Annotated in this window: 12 protein-coding genes; 9 read left to right on the forward strand and 3 right to left on the reverse strand. The window is 69.0% G+C overall.

Annotated features, from left to right (window positions below; translation table 11 throughout):
* Positions 1-23: 23 nt before the first annotated feature.
* On the reverse strand, positions 24-1,043 hold the full coding sequence (moaA, locus tag V9K99_RS17515) for a GTP 3',8-cyclase MoaA (protein ID WP_336999892.1): 1,020 nt from the start codon (positions 1,041-1,043) through the stop codon (positions 24-26).
* A 57-nt stretch (positions 1,044-1,100) separates the two neighbouring features.
* On the opposite strand from moaA, the gene V9K99_RS17520 reads away from it, so the two are divergent.
* From V9K99_RS17520 to V9K99_RS17530, 3 genes are all read left to right on the forward strand, one after another.
* On the forward strand, positions 1,101-1,889 hold the full coding sequence (locus tag V9K99_RS17520; RefSeq protein WP_336999890.1) for an SURF1 family cytochrome oxidase biogenesis protein: 789 nt from the start codon (positions 1,101-1,103) through the stop codon (positions 1,887-1,889).
* Entirely contained in the window at positions 1,819-3,660 is a 1,842-nt protein-coding gene (locus V9K99_RS17525) for a glycoside hydrolase family 15 protein (protein WP_336999888.1), read from the forward strand. The genes V9K99_RS17520 and V9K99_RS17525 overlap by 71 nt, the downstream gene beginning before the upstream one ends.
* A 72-nt stretch (positions 3,661-3,732) precedes the next feature.
* Positions 3,733-4,497, forward strand: a complete 765-nt coding sequence (locus V9K99_RS17530; RefSeq protein ID WP_336999886.1) for an SDR family oxidoreductase — start codon at positions 3,733-3,735, stop codon at positions 4,495-4,497.
* An 8-nt stretch (positions 4,498-4,505) separates the two neighbouring features.
* On the opposite strand, the gene V9K99_RS17535 is transcribed toward V9K99_RS17530, so the two are convergent.
* Entirely contained in the window at positions 4,506-5,594 is a 1,089-nt protein-coding gene (locus tag V9K99_RS17535) for a DNA polymerase domain-containing protein (RefSeq protein ID WP_336999884.1), read from the reverse strand.
* A 180-nt stretch (positions 5,595-5,774) separates the two neighbouring features.
* On the opposite strand from V9K99_RS17535, the gene V9K99_RS17540 reads away from it, so the two are divergent.
* The 6 genes from V9K99_RS17540 (at position 5,775) to V9K99_RS17565 (ending at position 15,626) form a co-directional block, all read left to right on the forward strand.
* A complete protein-coding gene (locus V9K99_RS17540) occupies positions 5,775-7,370 on the forward strand; it encodes a M4 family metallopeptidase (RefSeq protein ID WP_336999883.1) in 1,596 nt (531 codons plus the stop codon).
* Between the two features lie 103 nt (positions 7,371-7,473).
* The gene (locus V9K99_RS17545; RefSeq protein WP_336999881.1) at positions 7,474-9,198 is read left to right on the forward strand and encodes an FAD-dependent oxidoreductase; all 1,725 of its coding nucleotides are present in this window, start codon (positions 7,474-7,476) and stop codon (positions 9,196-9,198) included.
* Entirely contained in the window at positions 9,191-10,570 is a 1,380-nt protein-coding gene (locus V9K99_RS17550) for an adenylate/guanylate cyclase domain-containing protein (RefSeq protein ID WP_336999879.1), read from the forward strand. The genes V9K99_RS17545 and V9K99_RS17550 overlap by 8 nt, the downstream gene beginning before the upstream one ends.
* 81 nt (positions 10,571-10,651) lie before the next feature.
* A complete protein-coding gene (locus V9K99_RS17555; protein ID WP_336999877.1) occupies positions 10,652-13,042 on the forward strand; it encodes a lamin tail domain-containing protein in 2,391 nt (796 codons plus the stop codon).
* Between the two features lie 66 nt (positions 13,043-13,108).
* Entirely contained in the window at positions 13,109-13,525 is a 417-nt protein-coding gene (gene msrB, locus V9K99_RS17560) for a peptide-methionine (R)-S-oxide reductase MsrB (RefSeq protein WP_336999875.1), read from the forward strand.
* A gap of 133 nt (positions 13,526-13,658) precedes the next feature.
* On the forward strand, positions 13,659-15,626 hold the full coding sequence (locus tag V9K99_RS17565) for an AAA family ATPase (protein ID WP_337336399.1): 1,968 nt from the start codon (positions 13,659-13,661) through the stop codon (positions 15,624-15,626).
* A 3-nt stretch (positions 15,627-15,629) separates the two neighbouring features.
* Here the strand turns inward: V9K99_RS17565 and V9K99_RS17570 are convergent, their stop codons facing one another.
* The gene (locus tag V9K99_RS17570; RefSeq protein ID WP_336999870.1) at positions 15,630-16,016 is read right to left on the reverse strand and encodes a VOC family protein; all 387 of its coding nucleotides are present in this window, start codon (positions 16,014-16,016) and stop codon (positions 15,630-15,632) included.
* Positions 16,017-16,038: the final 22 nt, after the last annotated feature.

The raw sequence follows: 16,038 nt of genomic DNA on the forward strand, positions 1-16,038 counted from the left end.
TCCGGATTGGGCCGGTTTGGCGTTCAGCCGCCGATCGCGGACATCGGCCGGGTCGGCTGCAGGAAGCTCGGGTCGTTGATGCCATGGCCGGGAAGTTTGTTCCGCATCGCCCGGCGCCACCGGTCGGCCAGTTCCTGGTCATCGGCGCCGGAACGCAACGCCGTCCGCAGATCCGATTCGGTCCGGGCAAAGAGGCAGTCGCGGACCTGGCCGTCGGCGGTCAGCCGGACCCGGTCACAGTCGCCGCAGAACGGCCGGGTGACGGACGCGATGATGCCAACGGTCTGCGGCCCGCCGCGGACCGTGAACGACTCGGCCGGCGCACTCCCCCGGGCCGCCGCGTCGGTCGGCTCGAGCCCGAACGGCTCGGACAGCTCGGCGAGGATCTCGTCGGCGGTGACCATGGTGGCGCGGTTCCAGCCGTGCTGGGCGTCCAGCGGCATCTGCTCGATGAACCGCAGCTCGTAGTCGTGCTCGAGGCAGAACTCCAGCAACTCCGGCGCCTGCTTGTCGTTCACGCCGCGCATCAGCACCGCGTTGACCTTCACCGGGGTCAGGCCGACTGCCTGGGCCGCTTCGAGCCCAGCCAGCACGTCCTTGACCCGGTCCCGCCGGGCGAGCTGCTGGAACGTGTCCGGCCGAATCGTATCGAGGCTCACATTCACCCGGTCCAGACCGGCGTCCTTGAGCGCCTGGGCCTGCCGGGCCAGGCCGATCCCGTTCGTGGTCAGCGACACCTGGGGTCGTGGCAGCAGTTGCGTCGTACGGGCGATGATGCCGACCAGGCCGCGGCGGAGCAGTGGCTCGCCGCCGGTGAAGCGGATTTCGTGTACGCCGAGTAGCCGGACCGCCACGGAGACGAGACGAACCACCTCGTCGTCGGTGAGCAGCTCCGGCTTGGCCAGCCAGTCCAGGCCCTCCTCGGGCATGCAGTAGGAGCAGCGCAGGTTGCAACGGTCCGTCAGGGACACCCGCAGATCCGTGGCGACGCGGCCGAACCTGTCCGCCAGGCCCAGCTGAGTCACCTCTTCAGTCGCTGTCACGGCTCCAGCCTACGTGCCGGGCACCGACTGTTTCAGGGGATGGCTTAAGTTCGAGATGTGCGTCGTCTGATGAATGTCCGCTGGATCGCCACCGCACTGGCGGTTCTGGTGCTCGCGGGAGTGTGCGTCCAGCTCGGTCGCTGGCAGTTCCACCGCCTCGACGAGCGCAAGGCGCGCAACGACGTCACCCGTACCAACCTGGCCGCGCCGCCGGCGCCGATCGACCAGATCGTCGGCCAGGACGGAGTCGTCGGCGACCAGCACGCCTGGCGGACGGCGGTCGTCACCGGCCGGTACGACGCCTCGAAGCAGATCGTGCTGCGATACCGGAACGTGAACGACCGGCCCGGGTTCGAGATCGTCACCCCGCTGATGCTCCCCGACGGCAAGGCCGTGCTGGTGGACCGAGGGTTCCTGGCTCGCCAGGGCGCTGAACTCGCGCCGCTCAAGATCCCCGCCGTACCGACCGGCGAGGTGACCATCACCGGCCGCCTGCAGCGCAGCGAACGCGGCGGGCACACCACCGGCGGTACGCCGGACGACGGTACGGCGCGACTCATCAACGGACCCGACTTCGCCAAGGCCCTCAGCCTGGACCTGTACGACGGCTACCTGACCATCGACAAGCAGGAGCCGGCGAACGACCCGGCGTTCGGCGCGTTCCCGGGTCCGGAGATCGACGACGGGCCACACTTCTTCTACGGGCTGCAATGGTTCTTCTTCGCCCTGCTCGCCCTCGGCGGGCTGGTCTACTTCTCCCGACAGGAAGTACGCGGTGGTGACTCCTCCGAAGGCGACTCCTCCGACACCGCCCGCCCCGAAGTCCGTGCCGGCGCGGCGGATTGAGGACTATGCGCTGATCGGCGACACCCAGACCGCGGCTCTGGTGTCGAAGCAGGGCTCGATCGATTGGCTGTGCTTGCCGCGGTTCGACTCGCCGGCCTGCTTCGCCGCGCTCCTCGGCACCGATGACAACGGCCACTGGCGGATCGCTCCACGCGATGCCGACGCGCGGAGCAGTCGCCACTATCGCGGTGACACGCTCGTCCTCGAGACCGAGTGGTCGACGTCGACCGGCTCGGTCCGGGTGATCGACTTCATGCCACCGCGTGACAAGGCGCCGGACGTCGTACGCATCGTGCAAGGCCTCAGCGGGCGGGTCGCGATGCGGTCCGAACTGCGGCTGCGGTTCGACTACGGACAGGTCATCCCGTGGGTCCGCAGGGTCGACGGTCAGGTGGTGGCGATTGCCGGTCCGGACGCGGTGTCGTTGCGGTCCGACGTACACCAGTACGGGCGGGACTTCGCGACGTACGCGGATTTCGAGGTGTCGGCCGGCGACCAGGCCTGGTTCGTCCTCACCTGGCATCCGTCGCACGAGCCGGTACCGAGGGCGATCGACGCAATCTCCGCGCTCCAGCCGACCGAGACGTACTGGACCGAGTGGATCGCCGACTGCACCGAAGCGAGCGGGTTCGAGGAGGAGGTGACCCGGTCGCTGCTCACGCTGAAGGCGCTGACCTACTCGCCGTCCGGCGGCCTGGTCGCGGCGCCGACCACCTCGTTGCCTGAGGCACTCGGTGGCGAGCGCAACTGGGACTACCGGTTCTGCTGGTTGCGGGACGCGACGATGACGCTGACCGCGATGCTGCGATCCGGGTTCACCGAGGAGGCGAAGGCCTGGCGCGACTGGCTGCTCCGGGCCATCGCGGGCTCGCCGAACGACCTGCAGATCATGTACGGCGTGACCGGCGAACGACGGTTGACCGAGTTCGAGGTGGACTGGCTGCCCGGATTCGGCGGCTCCAAGCCGGTCCGGATCGGGAACGCGGCCGCGGATCAGCTGCAACTTGACGTGTTCGGCGAGGTGATGGACGTTCTCGCCCTCGCCCGGGAGACGCAGATCGGGCCGAGCGACGACCAGTGGGCGATGCAGCGCGGCCTGATGCGGCACCTGACCACCGTCTGGAACCAGCCGGACGAAGGCATCTGGGAGGTCCGCGGCGGCCGGCAGCACTTCACCTACTCGAAGGTGATGGCGTGGGTCGCGTTCGACCGGGCCGCGCGGGCGGTCGAGCGATTCGGGATGACCGGTCCTGCCACGCAGTGGCGAGCGACCGCGGACGAGATCCACAGGGAGGTCTGCGAGAAGGCGTTCGACTCCGACCGCGGCACGTTCACCCAGGCGTACGGCAGCAAGGCGCTGGACGCAGCGGTGCTGCTCATCCCGCAGGTCGGGTTCCTGCCACCGGACGACCCACGCGTGATCGGCACCGTCGAGACGGTGCAGAAGGAACTCGCGTACGACGGCTTCGTCCGCCGGTACATCACCCAACACGTCGACGACGGGCTGGCCGACGACGAGGGCACATTCTTGATCTGCTCGTTCTGGCTGGCCGACTCGCTGGCGCTGATCGGCCGGGTCGGCGAGGCTCGTGCGCTGTACGACCGGCTCGTTGCCCTGCGCAACGATGTGGGACTGCTGGCGGAGGAGTACGACCCGGTCAGCGGCCGGATGCTGGGCAACTTCCCGCAGGCGTTCTCCCATCTCGGGCTGGTCAACACCGCCTGGCATCTGAACAGCACCGAGACTCCGTTGCGTCGGTCGGCGTACTAGTGCCTCGTCAAAGAACTTGCCGTCGGCCACCAACTGGCCGTCGGCGTGCGAGATCGGGTGTGGTGAGGCAGGATGGTGCCCGTGGACCTCGGACTGCGCGATCGCACGTACATCGTCACCGGCGCCAGCGCCGGCCTCGGCTTCGCCACTGCGAAGGCCCTGGCCGCGGAAGGTGCCCGGCTCGTCATCTCCAGCCGGAACGAGGAGTCGATCACGCGCGCCGCGGCCGAGCTCGGCGAGAACGTGGTCGGCATCTCGGTCGACAACGCCGACCCGGAGAGCGCCGAGCGACTGGCCGCGACCGCGATCGCCAAGTGGGGTGCGCTGCACGGCGCCCTGATCAGCGTCGGCGGCCCCCGCCCCGGGACGGCCCTCGACACCGACGAGGAGGACTGGCGGAACGCCTTCGACAGCGTCTTCCTCGGCGGACTGCGGATCGCCCGCTCGGTCGCCCGCGCCGGTTCGGACGGTACGTCGATCGCCTTCGTCCTGTCGTCGTCGGTGAAGTCCCCGATCCCCGGCCTGGCCATCTCCAACGGCCTTCGCCCGGGTCTGGCGATGGTCGCGAAGACCCTGGCCGACGAGCTCGGCCCGAACGGCATCCGCGTCAACGGCCTGATGCCCGGCCGGATCGCCACCGACCGCCTCAAGGAACTCGACGCCAAGGGCGGCGACCCCGAAGCCTCCCGCCGCGCCTCCGAAAAGACCATCCCCCTCCGCCGCTACGGCACCCCCGACGAATTCGGCCGCGTAGCCGCCTTCATCCTCTCCCCCGCCGCCTCCTACATCACCGGCGCCATCCTCCCCATAGACGGCGGCGCCCTCCGCAGTATCTAGGGGCAGTCCTAGGGCGCGATCCGGTTGCCTTCGTCGTCCCAGTGATCGGCGACCTTCTTGCTCGGCTGCACACGCGGCGGCTCACCCGGCATCTTCGGGTAATCCGGCGGGAAGTTCAGCTCCCCGCCCGGCAGCTCCTCCCACAGCCGCAGCAGCGGGTCGAGCGAGTAGGCCGTCTCGTCCATATCCGCCCACGGGTCACCACCAGTGAGGTACTCCGGGACGGTGTGCAGGTTGAATGCCCGCGGATCGTCGACCTCGGCCAGCCGCTCCCACGTCATGGGCGTACTGACCGGCGCACCGGGCCGCGGCCGGAGCGACCACGCACCGGCGACCGTGCGGTCGCGCAGGTTCTGGTTGAAGTCGAGGAACACCGCAGCGTCGCCGCGCTCCTCCTTCCACCAGGCGGTGGTGACGCCGTCGTCGCGGCGCTCCAGCTCCCGTCCGAGGCCGATCGCCGCGTGCCGGGTCTCGTCGAACGACCACTCCGGCCGGATCCGCACGTAGATGTGGATCCCCCGGTTGCCGCTGGTCTTCGGATACCCGCGAAGACCCAGCTCCTCGAGCAACTCACGGGCGATGCCGGCTACCCGCCGGGCGTCGGCGAAGGTCGCCCCCGGCTGCGGGTCGAGGTCGATCCGCAGCTCGTCCGGATGGTCGAGATCGCTCTTGCGCACCGCCCACGGGTGGAAGGTCAGGGTGCCCATCTGGGCCGCCCACACCGCGGCCCCGATCTCAGTGAGGCAAAGCTCATCGATCGGGCGGTCGTTCGGCGTGAGCACCCTGCAGGTCTCGAGCCAGTCCGGGGCGCCCTTCGGCAGGCGCTTTGAGTAGAAGCCGTCGCCGGTCTGCCGACCGGTCGCGTCGACGGACAGCGTCATCCCCTCTCGCCAGCCGCCGGGCCAGCGCTCCAGCGCCACCGGGCGGTCGCCCGATGCATGCATGAACGCGGCGCCGACGCCGATGAAGTACTCACAGACCTGGAGCTTGGTGACCTCCGGAGTCCACTCGGTCGCTTCGTAGACCACCCGCTCCGGGCTGGTGACGCGGACTTCCCGGTCCCCTGCGGGGATCATCACCGCTGTGGTCTTCGCCATGGCGTGACGGTATCGCCCGGGACCGACCAAAAGCTGGAGCCTGCTCGGAAAATGACCGGGAGCGCGCGGGAAAGGCAACTTTTCCCGACCTCTGGCCACGGTAGGTGACCGAGCGGTAACGTGCCTGCACCTCGTTCCTGGGGCGTGAGGCCCCCGGGACACCTCTGAAGGAGCGCGAGGATGAACAGATCCGCCCTGTTCGCCGCTGCCACCGCAGTGGCGACCGCAACCGCCCTCGGGCTGACCAGCGCCACCACCGCCACCGGTGCGCCGACGGCAGACCCGATCCCCACCCCAAGCGCGGCGGTTGCCCGCGCCAAAGCCGCGATCGGCGACAATCTCGCCGCCTTGCGGGCCACCGGTACCGACGCGTTCGTCGTACGGGACGTCATCGTCGACCCGGATGGGAGCAGCCACGTCCGGATGGACCGGACCATCGGCGGGCTCAAGGTGCTCGGCGGCGATGTCGTCGTCCACCAGGCCAAGGACGGCAGCTGGAAAGGTGCCAGCCTGAGCCTGACCCGGACCGCCGACGTCAGCCGGACCCCGAAGCTCAGCATCGCCACCGCCACCTCGAAGGCTGTCGGCCGCGGCCAGAGGGCCGAGGGCAAGCCGACGCTGGTCATCGAGGCCCGCAAGGGTGCGCCTCGGCTGGCCTACCTGGTCACCACGGCCGGGACCCAGGCGGACGGTACGCCGAGCCACATCACCACCACCATCGACGCACTGACCGGGGCGAAGCTCGTCTCCGAGCAGCACGTCCAGACAGCGACCGGCGACGGCCAGAGCCTGTACAGCGGGACGGTGCCGATCGACAGTACGCCGGCCACCGGTGGGTTCACGCTGACCGACCCGGTCCGCGGCAACGGCTACACCGCCGACGCGAACAACAAGACCGACTCGATCTGGTGCCAGATCTTCGGCCTCGGCTGCCCGGTGCCGACCCGGTTCACCGACGCGGACAACCACTGGGGCAACGGCCTGAACACCAACCGGCAGACCGCCGCCGTCGACGCGCACTACGGTGCCGCGACGACGTGGGACTACTTCAAGATCCAGCACAACCGGAACGGCATCTTCAACGACGGCAAGGGTGTCCCGAGCCGGGTTCACTACGGCACGAACTACGTGAACGCCTTCTGGGACGGCAAGCAGATGACGTACGGCGACGGCGACGGTGTGGTGGCCGGTCCGCTGGTGTCGATCGACGTGGCCGGTCACGAGATGTCCCACGGCGTCACATCCGCGACCGCGAACCTCACCTACTCCGGTGAGTCCGGCGGCCTGAACGAGGCGACCAGCGACATCTTCGGCACCTTCGTCGAGTTCTACTCCAACAAGGCCTCCGACCCGGGTGACTACTACATCGGCGAGGAGATCATGAAGGACCGGCCGGCGCTGCGGTACATGGACAAGCCGAGTAAGGACGGCAACTCCCCCGACTGCTGGTACTCCGGTATCGGCAACCTGGACGTGCACTACTCCTCCGGCGTGGCGAACCACTTCGCCTACCTCGCCTCCGAGGGCAGCGGCGCCAAGGTGATCGGCGGACTGCAGCACAACTCGCCGACCTGCAACGGCTCGACCATCACCGGCATCGGCAACGCCAAGGTCGGCAAGATCTGGTACCGCGCACTGACCACCTACATGACCACCGGTACGACGTACGCGCAGGCCCGGACCGCGACGCTGAACGCGGCCACCGACCTGTACGGCGCCAGCAGCAACGAGCGCGCCGTGGTCGCCGCGGCGTGGTCCGCGGTGAGCGTCAACTGACCGTTTGAACCTCGCCGGTCCTGTCCCACTGGGGCGGACAGGACCGGCGATTCAAACGTTTTGTCCATTGCCCATCGGTTGAGGCGCACCTACCGTCGAACGCATGGGAGGGGAACCCGGGGGTAGGTCCAGCCTGCGTGAGGCGCGGCCGTTGTTGCTGGTCGTCGACGCGGATCCGATGCAGCTGGAACGCAGTGAGACGGAGCTCGAGCGCGCGTTCGGCGTCGATTTCCGCGTCCGAGGCGAGCTGACCGTCGCGGCAGCGTCTGATTGTCTACAACTCGCGCACGAGCTGGAGCAGCGAGTGGCCGTCGTACTGGTCGATCACGCGATCGCCGAGGATGAACGGACCACGATCTTCGACCTGTCGCGGACGCTGCATCCCGATGCGCGCCGGGCGATGCTGATCGAGTGGGGATCCTGGGCGGACCGGTCGACGGCGTCGGCGATCTTGTCGGCGATGGCGGTCGGCGACATCAACTACTACGTGCTGAAGCCGTGGATCGAGCGCGACGAGCTGTTCCACCGGACGGTCGCGGAGTTCATCCAGGAGTGGTCCCGGTACGAGGTCGCGAACCTGCGTGAGGTGGTGGTGATCGCCTCCGACCACTCGGTCCGTGGTCAGGCGATCCGCAGTCTGCTGGCGCGCAACGGGATCCCGAGCGCCTTCCGGGTCAGCGGTTCGCCGTTGGCGGACGCCGCACTGCGCTGGATCGACGAGCCGGATCCCGGTGACGGGGTCCTCGTGTGGATGCCCGCGGTCGGAGGCGCCGTACTGCATGATCCGACCGATGCGGAGATCGCCGAGGCGTGGGGCGTGCCGACGACGCTGGCCGACGGCGAGGACTCGTTCGACGTCCTGGTGATCGGGGCCGGTCCGGGTGGGCTGGCCGCGGCTGTGTACGCGTCGTCGGAGGGGTTGCGCACGCTGGTGGTGGAGCGTGAGTCCATCGGCGGGCAGGCGGGGACGAGTTCGCTGATCCGGAACTATCTCGGGTTCTCGCGTGGGATCCGGGGCTCCGAGTTGGCGCAGCGTGGATACCAGCAGGCGTGGGTCTTCGGGGCGCACTTCGTGCTGATGCGGTCGATCGTCTCGCTGGAGAAGCGGGACGACCACTTCCGCGCTGTCATCGGTGACGTGGGTGAGGTGACGGCCAGGGCGGTCGTGCTGGCGACCGGGGTGTCGTACCGGCGGCTGGACGTCCCGTCCCTGGAGAAGTTGATGGGGAACGGCGTGTACTACGGCGCGAGTGTGTCGGAAGCCCATGGTTTGCAGGGGCTCGACGCGTGCGTGGTCGGCGGCGGGAACTCGGCCGGTCAGGCGGTGCTGCATCTGGCCCGCTACTGCCGCCAGGTGACTCTGGTGATCCGGGGCAACGACCTGACCTCGAGCATGTCGCAGTACCTGATCGACACCATCGACGCCGCGGCCAACGTGACGGTCCGGGCCAACAGCGAGGTCGTCGGCGGTGGCGGTGACGGGCGGCTCGAGCACATCACGGTGCGCGACCGGCTGACCGGTGCCGAGGAGTCGCTCCCGTCCAACGGGCTGTTTGTGATGATCGGCGCCGTACCTGGGACGGACTGGCTGCCGGACAAGGTCGGCCGGGATGGTCGTGGCTTCGTGCTGAGCGGGTCGGATGCCGCCGCCGATCCACAGTGGAACGAGTCACGACCGCCGCAGCCGTACGAGACGACGCTGCCCGGGCTCTTCGCCATCGGGGACGTTCGCTGCGGCTCGGTCAAGCGCGTCGCGTCGGCGGTCGGCGAGGGTTCGGTCGTGGTGTCCCAGATCCACACGCACCTCAAGGTCTCCGCGGATGGCTGAACGGCGGTTCGTCTACACGCCGGCGATGATCGTCCTGACCGCGCTGGTTCTGCTGGTGCCGCCGGCGGGGTTGCTCCTGCTGTTGCGGCGACCGCAGTTGGATGTGCATTGGGAGCACCACCCGGCCCATTTCTGGCTGGTGTTGCTGACGGCTGCGCTGAGCGCCGTACTGGCTTATCTGACCGGTACGGCGGCGCTCCGGCGTGGTGATCCTCGAGTGCTGTTGGTGTCGCTGGCGTTCCTGTCGGCGGCCGGGTTTCTCGGGCTGCACGCGCTGGCGACGCCGAAGGTGCTGCTCGACACCCCGAACGCCGGGTTCACCCTCGCGACACCGGTCGGCGTCGCGCTGGCTTCGGTCTTCGCGGTCCTGTCCAGCCTGAACCTGTCCGGCGAGCGGGCGGTCTCCGCGGTCCGATGGGGACGCTGGCTCCGGGTGGGGCTGCTGTTGCTGATGGCGTTGTGGGCGGCGGCCTCGGTACTGCGATTGCCTCCGCTGCACGACACCGCCGTACCGGAGGTTGCCGATGGCATCCTGAGCGCGCTCGCCGTACCGGCCATCGTCCTCTATGCAGTCGCGGCCGGGCGGTATCTGCGGACGTGGTGGGAACGCCCGTCACTGATGCTGCTGTCGATGATCGCCGCGTTCGTCCTGCTGGCCGAGGCGATGGTGGCGCTGGTGTTCGCCCGGAACTGGGCGCTGTCGTGGTGGGAGTGGCACGTGCTGATGCTCGCCGCCTTCGTCCTGGTCGTGGTCGGCGTACGGATCCAGTGGTACGAGGAGCGGTTCGCGGACCTCTACCTCGAGGACACGGTGTCCGGGCAGCGGGAGCTGAGCGTCCTGTTCGCCGATCTGCAGGGGTTCACCACGTTCTCCGAGCGCCACGACTCAGCCGAGGTCACCGCGATGCTGAACACGTACTTCCAGGTCGTCGTACCTCCAGTGGTACGACGACATGGCGGCGACGTCGACCGGATCATCGGCGACGCGTTGATGGTCACCTTCAACAAGCGCGGCAACCAGCCGGACCACGCGGCGCGGGCCGCCGCGGCCGGGCTGGCGCTGCAGGAGGCGGCAACGGCCGTCCAGATGGCGCACCCGCAGTGGCCGCGGTTCCGGGTCGGCATCAACAGCGGCGTCGCCTCGGTCAGCCTGCTCGGCACCGAGGGCGGCCGCACCCACACGGTCATCGGCGACACCGTGAACGTTGCCTCCCGCATCGAGGGCAAGGCCCCCGGTGGTGGCGTCGCCATCGGCCCCGCGACCAAGGCCCTCCTGCCCGACGCCGTCACCGAGTCCCTGGGCTTGCTGGAGCTCAAAGGCAAGGCCGAACCGCTCGAGGTCTACCGCCTGGTCGCCCTCCCTGGCGAATGATCACCCGTGCCTTTCGGCGACATACCTGGTGTTCACGTGTTGGACCTTGGCCGGGACCAGTGCGGGTGTGAGAATCCGGCCATGTCTGCCCTGAACCGACCACGGCGCCGCCTGGGCGCCCTCGTGGTCACCTCGAGTCTCATCTTCTCCGGCGCGGCGGTCGCATTCGTCGCCGCACCGGCGGACGCCGCCTCGTCCACCGTGGTCATCACCGAGGTGTACGGCGGTGGCGGCAACACCGGCGCGCCGTACACGAACGACTTCATCGAGCTGACCAACAACAGCAGCTCGCCGATCGACCTGAGCGGCTGGTCGGTCCAGTACGCGTCCGCGGCCGGCACCACCTGGGCAGTCACCCCCTTGACCGGCAGCCTCGCTCCGGGCGCCGCCTACCTCGTGCAGGAGGGCGCGGGCGCCGGCGCCGGTCAGCCGATGCCGACCCCGGACGCGACCGGCAGCATCGCCATGTCCGCGACGAACGGCAAGGTCGCCCTGGTCTCGGCGGCCACCCCCTTGACCTGTACGACGGGCTGCCCGACCGCACCCGGTGTGGTCGACTTCGTCGGCTACGGATCGGCCAGCGAGTTCGAGACCGCGCCGGCGCCGGCGCTCTCCAACACCACCTCGGCCACCCGCAAGGTCCCGACCACGGACGCGGACAACAACGGCGCCGAGTTCGCCGCGGTCAACCCGTCGCCGAAGACGCTGACCTCGACGCCGCCGGACCCGGACCCGATCGACGCCAAGATCCACGACATCCAGGGCTCGGCCCACCTGTCGCCGCTGAACGGCAAGCTCGTCGCCAACGTGACCGGTGTGGTCACCGCGAAGAGCAACAACGGCTTCTGGTTCCAGGACCCGCAGCCGGATGCCGACCCGGCCACCAGCGAAGGCCTGTTCGTGTTCACCAGCTCGGCGCCGACCGTGGCCGTCGGTGACGCCGTCACGGTCAAGGGCACGGTCGTCGAGTTCCGTCCCGGCGGCTCGGGCGGCACCGACAACCTGACCACCACCGAGATCACCAACCCGACGATCACCGTGACCGGCGCCGCGGCCGTGCCGGCGCCGACGATCGTGGGCCCGGGCGGCCGCGTGCCGCCGTCGACCGTGATCGACGACGACTCCAACGGTGACGTCGAGACGACCGGTACGTTCCAGCCGGCCACCGACGGCATCGACTTCTGGGAGTCGCTGGAAGGCATGTGGCTGGGCATCGACCAGCCCCAGGTCACCGGCCCCACCAGCTCGTTCCGCGAACTGTCCGTCGTACCGGCCGGCTCGAGCGTCCGGACCGTCCGCGGCGGCATCGTGCTGCAGAAGGCCGACAGCAACCCGGAGCGCGTGCTGCTGGACGACGTCCTGACTCCGATCCCGACGGCGAAGACCGGGGACAAGCTGGCCGGCGTCGTGGCCGGAGTACTGGACTACTCGTTCGGCAACTTCAAGTTCCTGCCGACGCAGACCCCGACCGTCGTCGACGGCGGCGTCCAGCGCGAGACGACCAAGGCCTCGTCGCCGCTGCAGGTCTCGGTGGCGACGTTCAACGTGGAGAACCTGGACCCGTCCGACGGCGCCGCCAAGTTCGACGGACTCGCACAGGCAGTGGTGAAGAACCTCGCCTCGCCGGACATCCTCGGTCTGGAGGAAGTGCAGGACAACGACGGCGCCACGAACTCCGGTACGACGGCCGCCAACGTCACCCTGGACATGCTCGCGGCCGCAATCGTGAAGGCCGGCGGACCGGAGTACGCCTACCGCCAGATCGACCCGGTGAACAACGCCGAAGGTGGTGAGCCGGGCGGCAACATCCGGGTCGCGTTCATGTACCGCACCGACAGGCCGGTCCAGTTCGTCGACCGTCCCGGCGGCGGCTCGACGGTCGCGACCACGATCACCACCGACCGGTTCGGCCGGCCGCACCTGAGTTCCTCGCCCGGCCGGGTCGACCCGGCCAACCCTGCCTGGGCAGCTGCCCGCGTCCCGCTGGCCGGCGAGTTCAAGTGGCGCGGCCAGAGCATGTTCGTGGTGGTCAACCACTTCAGCTCGAAGAACGGCGACGACCCGCTGTGGGGCCGGACCCAGCCGCCGGTGCAGGTGACCGCGGCGAAGCGGCACCAGCAGGCCGAGTCGGTGCGTGGGTTCGTGGACCAGATCCTGGCCAAGGACACCGGCGCCAACGTGATCGTGCTCGGCGACATCAACGACTTCGACTTCTCGCAGACGACCGACATCCTGGTCGGCGCCGGGAAGACGGCGCTGATCGACATGCCGCGGACGCTGCCGCTGCCGGAGCGCTACAGCTACGTGTTCGAGGGCAACAGCCAGATCCTGGACCAGATCCTGATCTCGCAGAACCTGAAGCCGGCCTCGTCGTACGACATCGTGCACATGAACGCCGAGTACCCGGACCAGATCAGCGACCACGACCCGCAGGTGGTGCGCGTCGTACCGCTGCCTTCCTGGGTGCGCTGATTTCGGGAGTCTTACGTGCGGTCGCCCGGGCGGGGTTTTCCTTGCCCGGGCGCCGATACTGGACTCGTGACCGATGACACCAAGCAGTACGCCGTACAGAAGTCAGACGCGGAGTGGAAGGCGCAGCTCTCCCCCGCCGAGTTCCAGGTACTGCGCAAGGCCGGCACCGAGCGGCCGTTCACGGGTGAGTACACCGACACCAAGACGGTCGGCGTGTACAAGTGCCGGGCCTGTGATGCGGAGCTGTTCCGCAGCGAGACCAAGTTCGACTCGCACTGCGGCTGGCCGTCCTTCTTCGCGCCGCTGGCCGAGGAGCGGGTCGAGTACATCGAGGACAGCACGCTGGGCATGAAGCGGGTCGAGGTCCGCTGCGCCAACTGCGGCTCCCACCTCGGCCACGTCTTCGAAGGCGAGGGCTACGGCACCCCGACCGACCTCCGCTACTGCATCAACAGCATCAGCCTCACCCTCACCCCCGCGTGAGGGCGGGGTTTCGGCCGCCGACACACTAGAGTGATCCGCCGCAAGGTGCCTTACGGCGGAGAGGATGCATGTGGCTGTCGACACCCGGAGACCGCGTGTTCTGGACGTCCTCGCTGCCGAGCAGCCCTGGGAAGTGCCAGATGAGTGGGTGGCCGGTGTACGCGGCCAACTGCGGGCGTGGGCCGAGGACACGAGCACGCTGCGGCCGCTGCGGGCAGACGCCTTCCCGGACTTCGCCAAAGGAACGCCTGCCGCGGTGTGGTTCACCCATCAGGTCTCGCCACTGCTGACTGGGTGGATCCCCGTGCTCCACGGCGAGTACGCCGATATTGCCGCCGTATTGACCCGGGACTTCTACAGGCCTTCGGTCCGGTACGGCGGTGCCGGACATCTGATCCGGGTCGCGGCGACCGACTGGCCGCTGCAGGCTGTGTCCGGCGCGCGGGGCTTCCGTGAAGACGGGCGTCGGCAGGCGCTGCAGTTGTCTCGGGACGTGGTGAGCTTGTTCGTCGACGCGCCGCCGATGGCGGCTCGCGCTCGGGCCCTGACCAGCGCGTTCGATCGGGTGCTGGCGGACCGTGAGGCGACCCGGATGCACACGGCTGCGGACTACGAGACGATCGCCCAGTTCTGGCGGACTGCCGCGCTCAGCGACGACGAACGGGCGGTGCTGCCGGAGCTCGCCGGGCCCACGTCGGCCTTGCAGTACACGCTCAACGCGCTGCGGGACGCGCACGCCAAGCTGGTGATGGCGGTTCCGGCCGATGACGCCGGCGACTTTGCGCAACTGCTGGCACGGTTGATCCTGGCCAACGGGCTCGGCGGCCAGCCTCCGGCCGTGGCTCAGACTCTGGGCGTCGCCGGCTGGGACGTGGAGAACGCCCTGGCCGACCTCAGAGGCGGCTTCGACCCGCAGGACTGGTTGGCCCGCAATGCCGAGTGGCTGGCTCGCGCGGTACGGCGGGATCAGCAGGTGCTGGCGCGGTCCTGGGCGGCCGCGGCGACCCGGATGTCGGTCCACCTGGCCGGCGTGCTCGAGGAGTCGCCGTGGCCTGAGCCGCAGGTGCCCGACCTCAACGCGTTCTTCCGGGTTCTCGACCAGCCGACTGTCGAAGCCGTCCCCGAACCTGTGGCCAGGGTGGTGCCGGTGGCCGAGATCGTCCCTGAGCCCGCGGCGGATGTCGAGCCGGCGGCGGATGTCGCGCCCAAGCCCACGGTGCGGTCCGAGCCTGCTGTTCCGGTGGCCGTCGGCGATGACCCGCTTGCCGAGTTGGACTTGTTGGTCGGGCTGGATTCGGTGAAGGACTCGGTCCGGCGGATGGTGGCTGAGATCAGGACCAACCTGCGCCGCAAGGAGCTCGGTCTGCCGAGTCACGAGCGCGCCCGGCACATGGTGTTCGTCGGTAAGCCCGGTACCGCCAAGACCACGATCGCCCGGTTGCTCAGCCGGGTCTACAAGCACCTCGGCGTACTCGAGAAGGGCCACGTGGTCGAGGTCGACCGGTCCGACCTGGTCGGCCCCAGCGTCGGCACCACCGCGCCGATGACCGCGGCCAAGTTCCGCGAGGCGATCGGCGGAGTGCTGTTCGTCGACGAGGCCTACACCCTGGTGCCGGAGAACAGCCCGGGCGACTTCGGCCTCGAAGCCGTGGCCACCATCCTGAAGATGATGGAGGACCACCGCAACGACTGCGTCGTGATCGTCGCCGGGTACCACCGCGAGATGCAGCGCTTCATGGAGTCCAACACCGGGCTGGCGTCACGGTTCCCGAAGCTGCTGTCCTTCAGCGAGTACGACACCGACCAGCTCGTCGCCATCTTCGAACTCCAGGCCCGGCAGAAGGGCATGCTCTACACCGACGGGGTGCTGGACGTGGTCCGCAAGGTCATCCCGCCGGCACCGCGAGGCCACAACTTCGGCAACGGCCGGTTCATCCGGAACGTGCTCGAAGAAGCGATCTCCAACCAGGCGACCCGGCTCTCGGAGCGCGACCCGGACAGCCTGACCGAGCGCGACCTGCGGGAACTCCAGCCGGAGGACGTCAAGCCACCCACCTCGATGCGCGCCCAGGACTACCTCCTGCAGAAGCCGGGCACCTGAGGCTCAGATCGGGGTGGCGAGGGCTACCGGGTTGCCGTCGGGGTCGGCCACATAGGCCTGGCGTTCGCCCCAGGGCATGGTGGCCGGCTCCTGCAGGATCGAGTGGCCGGCGGCCCGGAAGGTCTCCACGTCGGCGTCGACGTTGTCGACGTACACGAAGAGCTCGAAGCGCGGGGCGGTGCCGACAGTGATGCCGAGCTGGGCTTCGGGCCAGTTGGAGTCGGCGATGCCGAGGGAGGAATCACCGCGCTCCAGGCCGACATAGTGCGGGTCGCCCTCCAGCGGGAACTGGTACGTCTGTCGATACCCGAGCAGGGCGTAGAACTCGACGGACCGGCGGACGTTCCCGACGTAGAGCACCGGGAAGGCCTTGCGGTGCCCAGAATCCAAACCGGAATGAGACCCAGAGTCA

The organism is Kribbella sp. CCNWLW201, assembly GCF_037203805.1.
GTDB lineage: Bacteria > Actinomycetota > Actinomycetes > Propionibacteriales > Kribbellaceae > Kribbella.